The sequence below is a fragment of the Mucilaginibacter sp. 5C4 genome, assembly GCF_034345625.1.
In the GTDB taxonomy this organism is placed as follows: domain Bacteria; phylum Bacteroidota; class Bacteroidia; order Sphingobacteriales; family Sphingobacteriaceae; genus Mucilaginibacter; species Mucilaginibacter aurantiaciroseus.
Window position 1 is genome coordinate 3,102,826 of sequence record NZ_CP133775.1, and the last position, 18,437, is coordinate 3,121,262.

17 protein-coding genes are annotated in these 18,437 nt (G+C 41.3%); 10 read left to right on the plus strand and 7 right to left on the minus strand.

Translation table 11 applies throughout. The features are described from left to right. Positions 1-298 precede the first annotated feature (298 nt). Positions 299-508: a HipA domain-containing protein gene (locus RHM67_RS20670; protein WP_323514199.1), complete on the plus strand. Its 210-nt coding sequence runs from the start codon at positions 299-301 to the stop codon at positions 506-508. A gap of 429 nt (positions 509-937) precedes the next feature. On the opposite strand, the gene RHM67_RS14555 is transcribed toward RHM67_RS20670, so the two are convergent. Beyond that, positions 938-1,645 (minus strand): Crp/Fnr family transcriptional regulator, encoded by a 708-nt coding sequence (locus RHM67_RS14555; RefSeq protein WP_322232198.1) that lies wholly within the window; start codon positions 1,643-1,645, stop codon positions 938-940. Between the two features lie 98 nt (positions 1,646-1,743). On the opposite strand from RHM67_RS14555, the gene RHM67_RS14560 reads away from it, so the two are divergent. From RHM67_RS14560 to RHM67_RS20675, 5 genes are all read left to right on the plus strand, one after another. Beyond that, positions 1,744-2,049: a hypothetical protein gene (locus tag RHM67_RS14560; protein ID WP_322227545.1), complete on the plus strand. Its 306-nt coding sequence runs from the start codon at positions 1,744-1,746 to the stop codon at positions 2,047-2,049. Further along, positions 2,003-2,404, plus strand: coding sequence for a hypothetical protein (locus RHM67_RS14565; RefSeq protein ID WP_322227546.1), 402 nt, complete (start codon positions 2,003-2,005; stop codon positions 2,402-2,404). Before RHM67_RS14560 ends, RHM67_RS14565 begins: the two co-directional genes overlap by 47 nt. A gap of 4 nt (positions 2,405-2,408) precedes the next feature. Beyond that, entirely contained in the window at positions 2,409-2,786 is a 378-nt protein-coding gene (locus tag RHM67_RS14570) for a hypothetical protein (RefSeq protein ID WP_322227548.1), read from the plus strand. Between the two features lie 243 nt (positions 2,787-3,029). Next, positions 3,030-4,688, plus strand: a complete 1,659-nt coding sequence (locus RHM67_RS14575) for a SulP family inorganic anion transporter (protein WP_322227549.1) — start codon at positions 3,030-3,032, stop codon at positions 4,686-4,688. A 56-nt stretch (positions 4,689-4,744) separates the two neighbouring features. Further along, positions 4,745-4,879 (plus strand): DUF4260 family protein, encoded by a 135-nt coding sequence (locus tag RHM67_RS20675; protein ID WP_369124769.1) that lies wholly within the window; start codon positions 4,745-4,747, stop codon positions 4,877-4,879. A gap of 700 nt (positions 4,880-5,579) precedes the next feature. Here RHM67_RS20675 and RHM67_RS14580 read toward each other — a convergent pair. After that, positions 5,580-7,442 carry a chloride channel protein gene (locus RHM67_RS14580; protein WP_322227550.1) on the minus strand — a complete coding sequence of 621 codons (1,863 nt, stop codon included), beginning with the start codon at positions 7,440-7,442 and terminating at the stop codon, positions 5,580-5,582. 242 nt (positions 7,443-7,684) lie between these two features. On the opposite strand from RHM67_RS14580, the gene RHM67_RS14585 reads away from it, so the two are divergent. From RHM67_RS14585 to RHM67_RS14600, 4 genes are all read left to right on the plus strand, one after another. After that, positions 7,685-8,380, plus strand: a complete 696-nt coding sequence (locus RHM67_RS14585; RefSeq protein ID WP_322227551.1) for a Crp/Fnr family transcriptional regulator — start codon at positions 7,685-7,687, stop codon at positions 8,378-8,380. Between the two features lie 249 nt (positions 8,381-8,629). Continuing rightward, a complete protein-coding gene (locus RHM67_RS14590) occupies positions 8,630-9,505 on the plus strand; it encodes a response regulator (protein ID WP_322227552.1) in 876 nt (291 codons plus the stop codon). Between the two features lie 416 nt (positions 9,506-9,921). After that, on the plus strand, positions 9,922-10,719 hold the full coding sequence (locus RHM67_RS14595; RefSeq protein WP_322227554.1) for a DNA/RNA non-specific endonuclease: 798 nt from the start codon (positions 9,922-9,924) through the stop codon (positions 10,717-10,719). 678 nt (positions 10,720-11,397) lie between these two features. Further along, the gene (locus tag RHM67_RS14600; protein ID WP_322227556.1) at positions 11,398-11,745 is read left to right on the plus strand and encodes a helix-turn-helix domain-containing protein; all 348 of its coding nucleotides are present in this window, start codon (positions 11,398-11,400) and stop codon (positions 11,743-11,745) included. A 218-nt stretch (positions 11,746-11,963) separates the two neighbouring features. On the opposite strand, the gene RHM67_RS14605 is transcribed toward RHM67_RS14600, so the two are convergent. Genes RHM67_RS14605 through RHM67_RS14625 form a run of 5 tightly spaced genes read right to left on the minus strand, consistent with a single transcriptional unit; the run spans position 11,964 to position 18,437 of the window. Further along, complete coding sequence (locus RHM67_RS14605) at positions 11,964-15,599, minus strand: hypothetical protein (protein ID WP_322227557.1); 3,636 nt, start codon at positions 15,597-15,599, stop codon at positions 11,964-11,966. Between the two features lie 21 nt (positions 15,600-15,620). Next, positions 15,621-16,508, minus strand: a complete 888-nt coding sequence (locus tag RHM67_RS14610) for an ABC transporter ATP-binding protein (protein ID WP_322227559.1) — start codon at positions 16,506-16,508, stop codon at positions 15,621-15,623. Positions 16,509-16,526: 18 nt separating this feature from the next. Then, positions 16,527-17,267: a hypothetical protein gene (locus RHM67_RS14615; RefSeq protein ID WP_322227561.1), complete on the minus strand. Its 741-nt coding sequence runs from the start codon at positions 17,265-17,267 to the stop codon at positions 16,527-16,529. Beyond that, the gene (locus tag RHM67_RS14620; protein WP_322227564.1) at positions 17,254-17,655 is read right to left on the minus strand and encodes a GntR family transcriptional regulator; all 402 of its coding nucleotides are present in this window, start codon (positions 17,653-17,655) and stop codon (positions 17,254-17,256) included. The genes RHM67_RS14615 and RHM67_RS14620 overlap by 14 nt, the downstream gene beginning before the upstream one ends. 2 nt (positions 17,656-17,657) lie before the next feature. Beyond that, positions 17,658-18,437: a hypothetical protein gene (locus tag RHM67_RS14625; protein ID WP_322227566.1), complete on the minus strand. Its 780-nt coding sequence runs from the start codon at positions 18,435-18,437 to the stop codon at positions 17,658-17,660.

Genomic DNA, 18,437 nt, shown 5'->3' on the forward strand with positions numbered 1-18,437 from the left:
AAAAGACGTTTACAGAAAAAAATTATCAGGCTGAACGGCATCGATGTTCACCTTCCGACCAACAGCAGCAAGTCGTACGCATCGGCGCGCTGCATATTCGTAAGTGGTCAGGATGTATATGTCGGCGGTCACGCAAGTATTGATGGAACCTCTCAGGAAGCAACATTTTGGAAAAACGGGATTGAAACGATATTGACTAGGTATACTTCTGCCTCGTCTGTAGAGGGAGTAGCCTTTGCAAATAATGATGTTTATTTAGCAGGTTTTATAAATAAGGCCGGGTATAACTCAGCGATTTATTGGAAGAACGGCACCGCAGACACAATTTCTACGGCAAACACAGTCGCACCATACGAAGAACTTTGCCTTTACAATGGATCAACAAGGAAAATGGGCAATATCCCCGGCTTATGATGTATGCCATGCTTACCGACCTGATAGCCCATGGGTTACTGTAGGCCACCTGCCCCTACCCTATGTAATGGCTTATGATACCAGCAATCATTAAGTGTTAACGGCAAAAGACAGGGCATAGACCGGAAAGACCTACTGGAAGTGGCCAAACAAATGACCATAAAAAAGCCCAATGAGATCATCAGGCAAATCGAAGGCATCCTTAAACTGTGGCCGCATTATGCAAATCAATGTGATGTTGAAACTGCTTTGCAAAAAGTCATAGCAGAAACATTTATTAAATTATTTGAATAGTTAAAGCTAAGGGTTCGATTCCCGTTCCGAGTACAAACCCTCGCAACTACCGGCGTACTTGCGGGTTTTTCATTTATATTTTTAATTTGCCAAAATTCTTCTTTTATTCAAAACAGGTTAGTGAATGGATATATTGAACACCTCCAGTTGCCAACCGGACGAACATTTTTCATGGATGTTGTTTAGGTGGCTTTTCTGATGAACCTTAACTGAGAAGTAACCAGTATTTTTATTTGTAATTTGATTTTTTGATCAGCAACTTGATGTCCTTGATCCGTATCTTCCGGCCATCCGTTTCCAAAATCCCCTCTGCTTTAAACTCCTTTAATAGCCGAATCACATTTTCCTGGGCGATCCCCGCCATACCAGCCAGGTCCATTCTGGAGATATTTAAAATAATTTCCTTTTCATCCGATCCTTCTTCTTTGTATTTTTCCCGGAGTACGATCAAGGAAATAGCAAGCCGTTCCAGTGCTGTTCGTTGCGCGATCACGGAAATACTGTTCGCTAATACCGTAAATTCATGGCTTAAAGCTTTTAATAACCGCTGTGTAAAAGCAGGGGAGCGGTGTAAAATACTTATAAAATCTTCTTTGGGTATGAAACTAATCAAACTGTCTTCTATAGCGGCCGCCGAATCAGGGTATCTTTCCTCAGATAAAACCGCGTGATAACCGATCAGTTCGCCATGATTAGCCACGTAAATGATCTGTTCTTTTGCCAAATTGTCCACTTTGTACTTTTTGACTTTACCGCTTCTTATTAAAAAAATACCTGCGGGTACGGAACCTTCTCTAAAAACAACATCACCTTTCAGATATTTCTGGTCACTTTGATTAGCAACCAAATCTGCATATTCTTCTTCGGAAAGGACATTAAGGATCGATTGCGTAGTGAAATTCCATCGGTCGATAGGGAAAATTCCAGACAAACTCATCATATAAAGGTACGAATTTTTTAAAACTGATAAATATCAGCTTCTGCATTGATTTCTTACGGTAAATCGCTTTCCTGCAACGGCTAAATTTGCAGGTCATGAAAGCTTACCCATTTTCTTATTTCCCGCCCTTCCCGGAAGACCATCAGGGCGGACCTGTTATAAAACTAAAGAAGGATAATTTAAATACATCCTTATTTACAAATGATGCTGCATTCGACTGGTTGGACCCAGAACATTTCCAATTACTGTCCCTTAAACATTGGACACCACTGGCTATTGCCCGCAAAGCGGCTGAATTTCTGGCGGAACTAGGTGCAAGGGTGTTGGACATTGGCAGCGGTTGGGAAGTTTTGTTTGGCAGCGGGCCATCATTTTCCCGAAACTTTTTTCTACGGTGTTGAACAAAGGCATGAATTAATTTACCTGGCCGAAGAGGCTAAAGGATATACAAAGCTATCCAATGTAACTTTTATTTACGCCAACATCACCCAGGTCAATTTTAAGGAGTGCGATCATTTCTACTTTTATAATTCTTTTCATGAGAACATTGACCCCGAAAATCAAATAGATGATAGCATAGAATTGTCAGTAAGCCTTTATAACTACTATAATCAATATCTCTGTGATGCACTGGATAAAAAGCCTTCAGAAACCCGGCTGGTTACCATTCATCGTTTTGAGCAGGAAATACCACCCGGTTTTAAACTGGCAGATATTTCCTGTAATGGCTTGATGAAAATGTGGATCAAAACCTGACCAAATGGAAACAGTACAATTTTTACGTTCGCGATTTAGAAATTTTCAAACCCAAAGAAAAAACAGAAGAATGCTTAATGAGCTATTAAACCCTACGCTATTCCGTCATGATACCGCTTTTGATGATCTGTACCCCGAACATATCCAGGAACTGTCCCAGATGCATTGGACACCTGTGGACATCGCAAAAAAGGCAGGTGATTTTTTGTCTATTCCCAATACCAGTGTTTTGGATATTGGCAGCGGTGTAGGGAAATTCTGTATTACAGCAGGATTTTTTCACCCCGAAACATTTTTCTGTGGAAACTGGACTTTAAAAATTACGACCATTTTTATTTTTACAATCCTTTCTATGAAAATATTGAGCCCGATAGCCGGATAGATTATACGGTAAGGACTTCGTTTGAACTATATAACTTGTATAGCAGGTTTGTTTTCCAAATGCTGGAGGAAAAACCTCCTGAAACGAGGCTGGTAACTTTTCATGCCCCTGATACACAAGTTCCTCCGGGTTACCAATTGGTCAATAATTCCTATAGCAGGGTATTGAAAATGTGGATAATGAAATAGGACGGGGTGGTTTCATGCCCTGTTATAGGAATAATGATAAGTTAAAATAAAAATCATGTTTAAACCAAAGTTAATTGATACTTTAAAAAACTATCACCGGGATCAGTTTTTTAAAGATGTAATTGCCGGGGTAATTGTCGGCATTGTTGCGCTGCCCTTAGCTATTGCATTTGCTATTGCTTCAGGTGTTTCTCCTGAAAAGGGAATCTTTACGGCCATCATTGCGGGCTTGGTTATATCGGTTTTGGGAGGCAGCCGGGTACAGATCGGTGGGCCAACCGGGGCTTTTATCGTGGTGGTATATGGCATTGTCCAGCAATTCGGCATCAATGGTTTGATTATCGCCACTTTTATTGCGGGCATATTGCTGATTATTATGGGGCTAACCAAATTAGGGAGTGCCATCAAGTATATTCCTTATCCCCTGATTATTGGCTTTACTACCGGGATTGCAGTCATCGTCCTTTCATCCGAAGTAAAGGACTTGTTGGGATTAAAAATGGGGAACGTCCCGGCTGATTTTATCAGCAAGTGGGTAGCGTATGGCCGGCACCTGTCTGCTGTAAATCTATATGCAGCCGGCATAGGGGGTTTTACCTTATTGATTGCCTTTCTATGGCCCAAAATCACCCATAAGGTTCCAGGATCATTAATTGCCATTGTCCTAACTACGCTGGCTGTTTATTTTTTTAAAATTCCGGTAGAAACCATCGGCAGCCGGTTTGGTGCTATTCCCACCTCCCTACCCAAGCCTGTCATACCCGGAGTGAGCTTCGCCACTTTACAGCAGCTGATCCGGCCAGCATTTACGATTGCGCTGCTCGGCAGTATAGAATCATTATTATCCGCGTTAGTAGCAGATGGTATGATCGGTGGAAATCACCGCTCCAATACAGAGTTAATTGCCCAGGGATTTGCCAATATCTGTTCTTCCATCTTTGGTGGAATTCCGGCAACCGGGGCCATTGCAAGGACTGCTACAAATGTAAAAAACGGGGGAAGAACACCTATTGCCGGTATTGTCCATGCAATTACCTTACTCATCATTTTACTTTTTGTTGGCAAGTGGGCCGCGCTCATCCCGATGGCAACGCTTGCGGGTATACTCATCGTAGTGGCCTGGAATATGAGTGAAACAGAAAATTTTATAGATGTATTTAAAGGGGCAAAAAGTGATGCAGCAGTGTTGATAACCACCTTTGCCCTGACAGTATTCGTGGACCTGACGGTAGCTATTGAAATAGGAATGATAATGGCAGCCTTCCTGTTTATGCGAAAAATGATGCAGGCGAGTTCTGTAAAACAAGCGGTTTCTTCGGCAGATAATACTGACGAAGTGCTTATGCCGGAAAATATTCCTACAGGCGTTGACGTTTTTGAGATCAATGGCCCTTTATTTTTTGGCGCGGCTTATAAGTTTAAGGATGCCATGAAAGTTTTGGAGAGGCCTGCCAAGGTATTGATCATCAGGATGAGGAATGTGCCCGTTATCGATGCCACTGGTATCAGGGTATTAAGAGAAGTAAATAAGGAAATGAAAAGGCAAGGAACGAAATTGATCATTTCAGAAGTGGCCAACGAACAAGTCATGGGCGAACTGAAGAAAGCGCGCTTATTATTTCAAATCGGGAAAGGAAATATCAAAGATACCTTTGATAACGCTTTAAAGCGAGCAAATGACATTTCTCAACCTCGAATTATCGGAAGCATCTAAAGTAGATTCAATAAGGGTAAGCATCCCCAATCTACAGGGGTTGATACGGCTTGGCTATGGGAAACCGAAACCTAATGGTGGCTGGTATGATTTTGGTCGCACACGCCAGTATGGGCAGAGCTATCAGTTCGGGATTAAAATACCCTGATGGATTTTGGCATATTACTTTAAGCACAAAAAGATTTTGGTAGGAAATCGAATTAAAAAACGTCCGAATATCCATCCCGCTACCTATCGCTCTTTATGCGATTAAACTCCCTAATGTCTGTATATCCTCTAAAAAGCGTCCGGTTATTGATACCTTTTGGAGTACATCCGACCTCGCAAGTACAACGGTACTTGCGAGGTTTTTTATTAAAATCTATATTGAATATTATTTACGAAGCCTGAAAATCAAGGATCACATAGCCACTATTTAGCATATAGCATATTAAAGAGTGTCGACAGACGATGATTTGCAGCTACTGTTATTATCCCTTTTATGCCAATATTTTACATGGGCAAACAACAATGAAAGCCCGGTTAAAAAATAAACAACAAACAACCTAATACCTTTAGGGGCTCCGTAAAATCCAAGTCCCGCCTTAAATATATTGAGGTTAAGCATACAGCCTATACAATGATGAATGTAATTTTATAAAGGATCTTTTCCATGCCGTAGCATTTGTAAAACATAAAATAATAAACGGGTAAGATCAGGCCAAATAGCCAGGTCTTATACAGAATGAAATATACAAGGTAACTTATCAGATGTTGTAACTGCATTGTCAATGGTGAGAAATGTAGAATATTATCAACCAGATAACTATAGAGGCTTAAAAAGCTTACCCCTATGTAAACAGCCATCAGATACTGGGCTACAATTTTCATTTCATATAAATTAGTACACCGTTAAGCTTTAGGTTTAAATAGTTCCCTGCCGCGCACGACGACTTTCAAGCGTTGTCTTTTTAATGAAATGTGAGTATTTACCCGGTCATTCTCTTCGTGATAAAATTTGTATGCATTGATAATGTCTTTACAACTGATCACACCGGTTACCTTATTTTGTGCTACAACCGGCAATACTTCAACATTTCTCTCTGCCATTAACTCCACCGCCTTTCGTAAATTATCATTGCTTTTTACTGACTGATTAGACGATTGCAGGATACTTTTCAAAGGGGCAGTACCATCCATGTCATGTTTATTGATATCTGCAGCACTTACGATCCCCGAATAATTTCCCTGATCATCAGCTGCGATAAAATACTGCGTGTCGTTATTTTCAGATTTTATAATATCCCTTACCTCGCGGATTTCCAACCCGATATTGAAAATAAGGTCGTTCGCATTGCTGATTTCCGCTACTGTTAATTTACCCAGTACATCAGGTTCAAAAGAATCGGGTGTCGAAACGCCACGACGAGCAATTTTTTCCGTCATTATCGTATTTTCCATTAAAAAAAAAGATACCAGGTAAGAAGCGGTACATGCACCCAAAAGCGGCAGTAAAGCATGGAACTGTCCGGTTGATTCCAAAGCAAAGGTAATACTGGTCAGATAAGCCCTGGACGCGCCTGCGAACATAGCCGACATGCCGATCAGGGCGGCCATAGGTACACTGATACCAACGTTGGGGAAAACGTAAAGAATAATTGCCCCGATTAATGCCCCGCTTGCACCGCCAATTGTTAGTAATGGCGCTAAGGTGCCACCCGAAGTTCCGCTGCCTAAAGCAATAGCCCAAGACAAGAATTTAAAAAAGAATAACCGCAGTAACAGAATGATGGCAACTGACCCGGATAAGACACTGATAATATTGTCATATCCTACACCGAGTGTATGCGGTGCGAAATAGCCAATGAGGCCAACTGCCAATCCACCCAGAGCAGGCCACCACATCCAATGGATCGGAAGCTTTTCAAAAGCATCCTCGATGAAATAAACTATTTTGGTTACACCGATAGACAGAAATCCTATGAACAGACCTATGCCACTGTAAATGGCCAGCGCGCTGTTGGTAGGCGTATCTAAATTGGGCATCGGAAATACCGGCCCAGCTTCAAATAATAAATGATGTCCTGCCGCTCCTGTGATACAGGCCAAAGCAACCGGAAGTATCGATCTCGGGGAAAACTCAAAAAGCAATAGTTCTATCGCTAAAAAAACGGCAGCTATTGGTGTTCCAAAAATGGCTGACATGCCCGCGGTTGCCCCGGCAGCCAGGATGATTTTCCGTTCATTGGAAGTGATTTTAAATAATTGCCCGAGCGTTGACCCGAGTGCACCACCAGTAGCTATAATTGGCCCCTCCGCCCCAAAGGGCCCGCCTGTGCCAATGGCGATAGCAGAAGAAATGGGCTTTAATAAGGTAATTGATGGTTTGATCCGGCTCTGATTGGTTAAAATCTGCTCCATTGCCTCCGGTATACCATGTCCTCTAATCGCTTTTGAACCATACAACGCCATTAGTCCTACCAATACACCGCCGACAGCGGGCACAATGATGACCCATAGCCCTAAGTGATTACCCGCTGGGCTATGATAAGCCACAGCCAATTTTCCGAAGAAGGAGAGATTGGTAACGATATTGATAAGCGTAATCAAAAATTTGGCGATCAAGCTAATAGCCGCCGCCACCAGGATAGATAGGGCGGATATGCGCAACAACCTGCTTTTAGAAAAATTTGTGTTTGAGCCCGGTGAATCTGTACTTATACCGGACAATAATGGAGAAATAGGAATGCCACCTGATTGGTGTTGATTTTTCATGATTTGAAATATGGATACAATGCGAAAATATTTCGGGGCAAAAGTATGAATTATTTGAACCGATACCACAAGAAACAAAAGATTTATATTGCATGTGCAATTTTATTGTTATAAAAAAGGTTTAATTTTGCATAATTATATTGCATATAAAATCATCATTAGAAAATCTCTCAACTAATAATTACCGTTAGGGAAAGGATTTATTATTTTAGCAATTAGTTATTAAGCCCCACAAAGATCGAATGGAAAAAGCTAAATATAAGTGTGACCTTGATACCTGTTTTTTATGTAAAACCTGTGTTGGTGACTGGAAACCTGCTATCGAATTGAATAAGCAAAACTACAGGGTTAAAAAGGGCCAGGATATTTTCAAGGAAGGCGACCCGGTAACGGGGATATATTTTGTTTATGAAGGATTTGTCAAGGTCCATAAAAAATGGGATGATGAAAAGGATTTGATCATCAGGTTTGCCAAAAAGGGCGACATTTTAGGTCACCTCGGCTTAGAAGGTAATTTTATCTATCCCGTTACCGCAACCGCTCTGGATAAGGTAACCGTATGCTTCCTTCCGATGGATTTTTTTGAATCCTCCTTAAATATTAACAACGGGTTTGCTGTCAGGTTAATGCGTTTTTTTGCGGGTGAGCTCCAAAATTCAGAAAAGAGAATGCGTAATCTGGCCCATATGCCGGTTAAAGGTCGTGTTGCACAGGCTTTGATTACACTAAAAAAACAGTTTGGCGTAAATGAGGATAGGGTTATTAATATTGAATTGGCGAAACAAGATCTTGCTTCTTTTTCAGGTGCGGCCTATGAATCATTGTTTCGTACCATCAATGATCTGGTGGCCGATAATATCATATCAGTGGCAGGAAAAAGCATATCAATAAAAGATGATGGTAAGCTGTTACAATTGATTCAAAATAATGAGTATTAACTACATGCCATGCCATGCCATTAGGGAAAGGTAATATTATCTTAACATTAATCTATAAAGGCGAGAGTTATATCATCCATACTTATGCTAATGAATATTATAGCCGGATGACCCTGATTTCTGAGCGGTTGGCAATCACGGGTTTTGGTTTATGCTGTGGCATGGGAAGTTGTGGTACTTGTAGGGTTGAGTTGGGCAATCAATACACTTATATAACCAAACCTGTTTTATCTTGCGATATTCAACTGAATGACGAGCTATCAAATAAGCATATCACAATCGCCGATCAGACTTATTGACAACGCCATTCAACTCCCGTTACCACAATACGAAGAAGAGGGTATTGAAATCATGGCCAAAAGCCGCAAGCACATTTTACTTGTAGAGGATAACCAGGAGCTGCGCACCTTCTTAAAACAGGCCTTTGAAAAACATTACCATATATACGAGGCCGAAGACGGTAACGCCGGAATGCAAGTAGCGACCGAGAAGGTGCCAGACATGATCATTAGTGATGTAATGATGCCCGGGATGAATGGTATAGAGCTTTGTAAGCTTGTTAAAAATACTTTTGAAACCAGTCACATCCCTTTTGTAATTCTATCTGCTAAAGACGCCTTAGATACCAAAATTGAAGGAATGGAATCGGGCGCCGACTTTTATTTTGCCAAACCTATAAGCGTAGACCTTTTGCTGCTTACTGTACATAACATTTTTGAGCAGGGCGAAAAGCTAAAACAACGGTACACTAACGATTACCTGGCCGAAGCTACCGAATTGGTACACTCCGAAAAGGACAAAGAGTTTTTTAATAAATTATTAAAGGTAATTGAAGATAACATTCAAGACCTGAACTTGGACGTTGATTTTTTATGCAAGCACCTGTATATAAGCCGTACCAAGCTCTATCAAAAATTAAAAGGTATATCAGACCAATCGGTTGGTGAATTTATCAGGACTATCCGCTTAAAAAAGGCCATTCAGATTATGACGCATGAAGATATCGCGATGAATGAAGTAGCCGACAGGATTGGCCTGCAAAGCAACTCGAATTTTTCCAGGGCATTTAAAAAAAAATTTGGCAAATCGCCATTGCAGTTTATGCAGGCGTTAAAAAAGATATAAGCACAATTGAGACTACGCAATATCGGCAACGGATTTTGTAATTGAAACAGATGGTTTTTACCCGTATTGGGTACCGCTACATCCATTTATGACGTAAAGGGAAGTTCTCCGTGATAACGTGATTGCAGAACGGATGAATCGTGCCCTAAAGTTGGGTTGCTTGAGAAAGTGTACCCGAACTTTACTGAAGCAAGCCGGGCAGTAACATTGGCCTTTAAAAACAAATGAGGCGCTCATAGTGGAGATTCCGGAGCCATTGACACCTCGTTCCGGAATGTCAGGCAGACGATTCCGGAACACTTTGACCATATTAAATCCTTGATTATTAATTTCATTTTTTCTACCTGCTTACACAAATCGGTGCTCTGAAGCGCACGGAATCGCATGGTCAATGGATCCGGAATCTCCAGTTAATTATGAAAAGAATTGCCGCCTTTATCCTTTTCTTGACGCCCTTTTTCCTTTATGGCCAGGCGCCGGACGCCGCTTACGTAAAAGCGCTTTACAAAAAATACCCCACCCAACAATCCGACTTCTGCCCTTCCTGTAAATTGTGGGTCAATCCCTATTTCAGGTCTATCGCAGACACCCTGCAACACATGCCTGTACTTACTTTCTACATCTATACAAAAGCGCACCGGTTGGAACAGGAAGCCCTCGACCTGCCCCGGACAGGCATTTATGCGGCATGGCATGCCGCGTACGGACAGCCCGATGAAACAAAGGTTTACCGCAAAGCAAACCGTTTGATCGGAAAACCGAATTCGTCAGAAATGATCGCTAAAGGCCATTGCCAACCATGGATACTGCTTGCATATTCCGCAGATGCGGCCATACTCTCAGACACGTACACCTTTAACGCAGCCATGGAGTACCAGGGGCAGAATATCGGAACAGAATTAGCTACGGAAGACCTTTGCAGGAAACTTACCGGCCACAAAACGGTAGCTGTTACAGACAGCGTCATGATCTGGTGCGGTACTTTCGGCAGCAAGCAGGTTTATTCAAATGGCAAGCTTAACAATACTGTCCCCTCCCATTATTACAAGATCATCCGCTACTACGACGCTAACGTAGGCGGTATCATTCAATTATGCTATTGGATGCCGAATGACCCTGCTGAAAAACGATATGTTCTAAAAAAGAGGGAAATAGTATTTGACCAGCTGGTTCAAAATCTTGGCTTTGACCCGACGCTGATCTTCGGCAATTAGCCTGCTGCTCATCAAATAAATGCGCCATCTAAGGTTGGTATAGCAGTTATTTCTTCACAAGCTCGACTTCGCTAATTGCTACGTTTAATGCCTCAGCTACGTCCGATGCCTTTCTTTCATATCTGCCAAGGGAACACTCCGGCATAACTCGGCCCAGTCCCGCCTTGACAAACCATAAGTGATATAATCCTCGCAAATTTCGTTTTGGTCAGGGTAATCCAGCCAAGTGATAATTCTTTTGTAGTAGACTTTTTGCATTGAAAACAATTTTAGAAATTTGAAGATAAATTTGAAATCAAAAAGTTTTCGTCAATGAGGGAAATTGAACCGCCTTTTGAAATTGAATATCATGGCACCACAAAAGTCACAGAAGCAGAGTGCCTCGTCCTGAATTAGGTTGACCGTTATCCTTCCTGTGCACTTAGTTTACAGTGAAACAGTCTCTTAAAATATTTATTATTACAAGGATTTAACCATTGACGTTATAGTGTGTTTCATTTCCTGAAACCAGTCCATTTCCTGAATATAAAACCAATTACATTTACGATAATGCATATCCTCCCCGCAATAGCATATTGAAGTCTAGGTTTGAAAAAGTACTTTATGGATTAATAAAATTTTCGGTAGTACCGAAATACTTGTCAAAAGACATGGCAAAAACCCGGCATACTTGCAATAATGGATTCTTTTAATTTCAATGAACTTCCCGAAGTAATCCGTCTATTATTCGAAAAAGTCGAAAAGATTGAATTTATGATAATCAATCTGCAGCCCAAAGAAATAGACGAAAATGAACTAATGGACATTACAGAAGCTGCACAGTTTCTGAAGGTCACAGTTGCTTCGCTTTACACTAAAGTAAGTCGCAAAGAAATCCCTGTAAGTAAACCTGGAAAAAGGCTATATTTTAATCGTTCCGAACTTCAAAACTGGATAAAGCTTAGCCGAAAAAAACGTCGTTTCAAATCAACACTGAAGCAAATAATTATCAGAAAAGGAACCAGAAAAAGATTAATCACAATCTAGATAAGTTTAGCTAATATGGTTAACGATAAAAGCGTGTGCAAATACAACACTTAGTACCCGTACATTCTCATCCAGCTTACTTATTAACTCTTAACTTACCAAGATCAAGCTTTATCCTCCCAATCAATTGATACTTGATGAAATAATCATGAACCAAATCTACTATATACGCAACCAGAAGTATTATTAGATTTTGATTTGGCAATATTATATGAAGATCAAAGGTTCTTTAAATTATCATTAGGCATTTCGTCTATCAGTTTACCATAAGGATCAACACCCACGGATACCGGTTTGCCTTTTACAATAAGGGTAATGGTATGATTTCCGCTTTTTAATTTATGCTTTTTTATATATAAGGGGGTCATTAACATCCGCCCGTTTTTGTCCTTGGATGTTGGCCCAAATACAGCCAAATCTATATAATCATTCATGGGGGTAACTACGTAATTGCCTTTTCCCTGCAAATAAGACTTTTCTGCATTTAAATTGATAGTGACTTTGTAATTGTTATTGCCTAATGGGGAGGCTTTGGCGCTTACTATCTTATTGTTATAAAATGTTATTTTCTCCCAGGTATCTTTTAAATAGTATTGCAATGAATCCGGCGTATGCATTTTAAGATAGCGGTAAAGATCATTACTGCCTGCATAAGGCGGGGCTTTTTTAAAGGCATATTCATTTTTAAATGCTTTGAGCGCTGCGTTCATATTTTCGTCGCCGATCAGATCCCGTAACCCATATAATACCTGCGCCGCTTTTGTGTCCCATTCGTACCATTGGTTCGCCTTGATCAGCGAATGTTCTTCTTCTTCCTGGCCGCGGCTGTGCCAGAAAAGATAATTCCCGATCTCATCACGCAGCAACTCTCCAATATTATCTTTACCGTATTTATGTTCCATCAAGACAAAAGCGTCATACTTCGGCAAACCTGTAGAAATGACCTGTGCGCCGACTGTGCTATTGGGTGGTGCCTGAAATATCCACCATTGTCTTGAGATCAGTTTGGATGCATCGAAATAACAATAGTCAAATAAGCCCTTGTAACTAAAATCAGCATTCCAGCCTGTATTTTCATTATAGGTGTTTAAAGTAGGATAGGATGATGAACCGCCGCTGTAAACACTAGTTTCGGCAAGCCGCAGGTCTTTGTAAGGGTACGCGCCATAAACTTTGGAGTAATAACTTAAGCCATCTTTCACCGCTGCCATAAACCGCCCGGTATTGTCCGCGTGGGCCAGGTGATAGTAGATACTTGTTTTCACGTTATGCACGCTGTCGATTTTTAAATTGGCTGATAACACCGCATATTTTGCTGACAAAATTTTAAAAGAGGGATAGGCACGGGGTGCTTGCTGCACGTAATGATAATAGTTACGGCCGTTTTCTTTCCACTCTTTTTGCAACTCGCCCGGGGCGATTGCGATTTGATCGCCGGAAGTGCTGACGGTAATATCCAGCGTATAAATATCTGCTGCGGAACCCATGATCAACCTACTTTTTCCAACGGGATCATCCTGGGGTATTTCTTTGTCTGTTTTTGGGGCAAGCCCATAACGTTTCCGCTCATAATTACTGCCCAATTCTTCGCCTTCATCATAGCCTAACCCCGGTATGCCTCCGCTAAAGTAAGTACCGTTGTTGAGAATATCACCGCTGTAAGAGTTATTCTGAAATCCTTTACATTTTACAACGGAGGTCATTTCAACCACAATAGAATCATGCGGCGCAAGCGCTTTGGCAAAGGTGTAGATCCTAAAATCGGCGGTATCCCTTGCCGGCCTGAACCAGTTAAATTTGCCGCGGCGGTAGGTCAGGGGAACGATATAAGCCATATCTTTTCCGTCACTTTTTAGCGTATAGTCAACGCCTTCGCCATCAAGCAGCATTTGAGCGATTGGCTGATCTGTTTTATTGGTTAAGGTAAAATAGCCGTGTGTTTTAGCTTGCTGCTTATCCGGGAACAGATCTATCACCAATTTTATACCGGTTAGTTTTGGCAGGGGCAGGTTCTCGTAGCGCTTTAATGTTCTTTCGTAATCCACGGCGCGCTGGTCGGTCTCCGCACCTGTCAAATAGCTATTTAAATAGCTCACATTATAATATATAAATGACCCTACAGCCAGGAAACAAATTGTTAGCACAACGGCCATCAATTTGGTTTTGCGGTCAAAGCGTTCCCTGGCCAGTTGCCATCTTTCTTTAAAAGCCGACGAAATTCCACGATAGTAAAATAAGGCCGAAATAATAATTAATAAACCACCTGCCAGCAACCAATAGATATTAAACCATATGACCGGCGTCAGCATGTGCCCGATACCATCCATATCAGATATAGAATAATTGGGAGGGTAAGAATATAACAGCAAATTATAATTAAGCACACCGGTTACGTGAGCAAAAAACAAGATGATCCAAATGGCGATGCCCACACCGTGTGCAGCAAATTTATTGTTGATAATGACATGAATCACATAAGCAAACACCACCATTTCCAGGAAACGGGGAAGCATGAGCACAAATACTTCTAACAGGTAAACCGATATATTGAAGTGGTAATAGCCTTTAATTACCTGGATAAAAATCCCAAGGAACATGGGTACGGTGGACAGGAAAGCGCCCATTATAAGAAGGCTCAGAAGCCGGGAACCATTCAATACCCAGTTTGGTGCGGGCAATGAATCGTTAATGTAGACATATCGCGTTGTACGGTCTCGGTGAACGGTTTCGCCTGTATAAAAGATGATGATAAAAAATATGAAGAACAGGAAATTATCATAGAAGATGACCAGTAATGAAACTGTACGCGGCAGGTTGGGCACACGGTAAAAACTATCCCCCAGGTAAAATATGAAGCCAAGGAAGGTAAGCCCGCAACCAATAATGATCCAAAAGTAGTTGTCGCGGATGATGTTTGATAGTTCAGTTTTGGTGAGTGTTAGCAAAGTCCTGAAATTATAGCTGCCGGTAAAGCTGGTTGAGACTTGCGGCCGCTGGGCATTCCGGTTAACCTTTTCATCGGGGATGATTTTCTTATCCCTTTTTCCACTAAAAAAATCTTCAAAATTAAACCTGATATAGCTGAATAACAAAAGCCCGAACCCTATACCCGGCCATAGCAGGCGGTTAATTAAAAGCACACCTTCAAAGGCCACAGTAGAAATATTTTTAACATAGTCGTTAGCCTGATTGACCTGCATGCGTACACCGTTGAATGCAAATGGATCTGCCAGTTTTATTACTACCTCGTTATTGGAATGAGCAAGAAAGAACGTAGCTATTAAATAACCCAGAAACAAAATTATGCCCCCACTGTAGATCACCTTTATATTCCGAGTAAGTGCGACCAATCCGTAAAATAAGGATGATGTGAATACGAGATTGGGCACACCTATCAATAAAAAGGGTTGCAGGTAATAAGTTAATTTATTTGGTCCGTAACGTCCGGCATCATTTAGGCCAAGTAATGGCCCAAGAAAGGTGCCGATGTATGCACCAAACATCACCGCGCTACCTATAATTAACACAAACAGCAGCGAACTACAGTATCTTCCCCAAAAGTATCCCGCCTTGGTGATCGGGTAGGTGAGGTAATAATCTTTTGTATTATACTCTATATCTTTATACAAAGGCATACCCATGATGGCCGATGTGACCAGCATCATAATGATGCTTAACCATGCATAGGTACGTGCGATCATCATAGGGCTGTTAAAATGCTCTTTTTCGCCAACAGGTAATGCACCTGCTGAAAATGAGAAGGTTACAAAAAGCAATACGCCCAAAAAATAAACATAGACCGCCGGTCTCCGGAGGCGGTTCTGCGCCTCAAAAACAAATATTTTCCAAAACATAAATTTTATTTTTGTGGTAGTTTAAATGGTATTTACATCAACCCGGGTTGCAATATTGCTAAAGTATACATCTTCCAGATTTGGCGTTGCCGGTGAAAAGTCATTCCCCGGATCGCTTTCCTGCAACACTCGGATATGCAGTTGCCCCGTTTTAAGTTGGGTGGATATAACTGTAAAATCATCCTGGTAAAAACTCAGTTCCTGCTTGGATATCGCTTTCGTGAAGATCCTTCCTTCCATTTCTTTCACGGCATTATCCGGCTGGCCGGCATAAAGTACTTCACCCTGGCAAATGATCGCAAAGTTGGAGCAAAGTGTACTTACATCCTCGACAATATGGGTGGAAAGTATAACGATGGTGTTTTCGCCAAGCTGACTTAAAAGATTGTAAAAGCGGTTACGTTCGGCGGGGTCTAAGCCGGCTGTTGGCTCGTCGACAATAATAAGTTTCGGGTTGCCTATAAGCGCCTGCGCAATGCCAAATCGTTGCTTCATGCCCCCGGAGTAGGTACCCAGGCTTTTCTTTTTATCTTTTGAAAGGTTAACATTATCCAATAATGCGGCGACAAGCTCCTTTCTTTCGCTTTTGTTTCCTACGCCTTTCAGCTGGGCTATATGGTCCAGCATCCTTTCGGCAGATATCTTTGGGTATACGCCAAATTCCTGGGGCAGGTAACCCAGTAATTGCCTGACCTTTGTTTTGTCTTGTAATACATTCAGGTCGTCTAAAAAGACACTTCCGCTATCTGCCTCCTGCAAGGTAGCTATCGTTCGCATTAAAGATGATTTACCCGCACCGTTAGGGCCAAGCAAACCAAACATGCCGTTACTTAAATGAAGTGAAACATTTTTCAAGGCCTGCACGCCGTTGGAGTAGGTTTTCGAAAGGGAATTGATGGTTAATTGCATTTGATTTGGATAAGATGGTTATTGTTTTTTGAACAGGTTTTGCGATTGGGCGCCAATCGTTAATCTGGCACTATCGGCTAAATGATAATGTATATTTTCAATTCCTTCATTATTGAGCAAGAGCTCGCTTCTGTTTAAAATTTCAAAGTCTGCGTTCTTTAGCTGGTTGCCTTTCAATAAAGTAATCTTAGAACCGCTTCCTGCTCTTTTTCCTATTGTGGCAGTTACATTAGTCAAATGATTGTTTGCAAGCTCAACTGTACTGCCATAATCCTGGATGATCGTCAAGCTATCCTGTTTAAACCCATCAATCAATACCCCGCGCATGTTCCAGCTGGTATAATTTATCGTATCGGTAACTGCAATATTTTTGCTAACCGTATAGGTTGCACCGGCGTGTACAGCGGATAGTATAGGGCAGGAGATGACAATAAGGTATGGATTGGCATTCCAAAGATATTCTTTGTCATAAGCAGCCTTTATGGTTAGTTTTTTACCCTCTTGGGAAATTTTTATATTGGATAAAGCAGCAGAGTCAGCTATTATTTTAAATGGCCCCTGTACAAATTTAACATTAGCTGCGGTCGAAGACTCCAGGTCTACAACATCGAAGTCTTTATAGTTTAGCTTTACATAGTCCCTGTACGCATCCTTGTACCTGCCGCTGATAAATTCCGCCTTAAGCAGGTTATCATAACCCAGCTGTGTAAGCAGGATAAGCAGCAGCGCGCACACTATTAAACGGTTACTTGTTTTCATTGTCTTGGTTTAAAGGCTTTTTGTAATTATTTGTTATAAACGTTTCATAACGTTCCTGCAGGTCTTGCAAATCAATATCCAACAGGTATATATTGCGGAAAAATTCAGGGAGGTCCTGCGCCACGAAGCGTTCTTTCCGGTAAGCCTTTACTTTTTTAAGGCCGTCGACCGCAACAAACAGGCCGAGTCCTCTTTTATTGGTTACCACGCCCTGCTGCTGTAAGAATTCATAAGAACGCAAGATCGTATTGGGATTAACCTCCAGTTCAACAGCTAGGTCGCGTACGGAAGGTATTTTATGCTCTGCTTTCCATTTACCAAGCAAAATATGTTCGCTTATATAAGCGGCAATTTGCAGGTATATAGCTTCATTGTCTCTAAACTCCATATTTACACCTGCTTTTCTGTTAATCTAAAATACGCTGCAACCCACAAAATCAGGATGAATGCCATTACCGTGTATTGCGTTATCCAGTCATATTGAGGTGGTGTCCTGATCACGATGTTGTGCATCTGTTCGGTAAACCTCATTTCTCCGAAGGGGACATTAGGCCTTACTTTGTGGCCCGTCATCCAACCAAGCAAATACTTATTGCTTATCATGAGTACCGCAATGGTTATAAAGAAGGCAAATGCTGTTTTTATAAAGTGCAATTTATTGAAATAAATTGCCCCATAGAAAGCTACCGCTTGTAATAAGCCATAAACGATATATATCTTGAATCCCGCGGGATTATCAGAGATGACACTAAATATTCTTTCATGTTCACCACCCGGCTTTAAGCGGAGTAAAAAAATCAACACCCCATAAAAACTGGCAGTATAAACCATCACAAACAAGGGGACCGAATAAACCCATGCGACCAGGTATTTTTCGAAATGTGACGCGGGTAGGGTTAAAGTAGATATGGCTTTCTTTTTGTCTCCGTAGTCAGCAAAAAGGTTACTTGTAAAAATGGTTCCCGCTGCCAGCATCACCATAACGTATAGTGCAATTTGAAAACTGACATTCATTTCATCAGGGAGTGCGTAAATAAAAAGTATTCCCCCCAATAATAAAACACCGATAAGTACAGCCCAACTCATGAAGTAGGTTTTATAACGGTCTGCGGTGTGTTTGATGAACAGGCGGACGAAACGGATAAAACTAAATGACGGGATCATTAACAT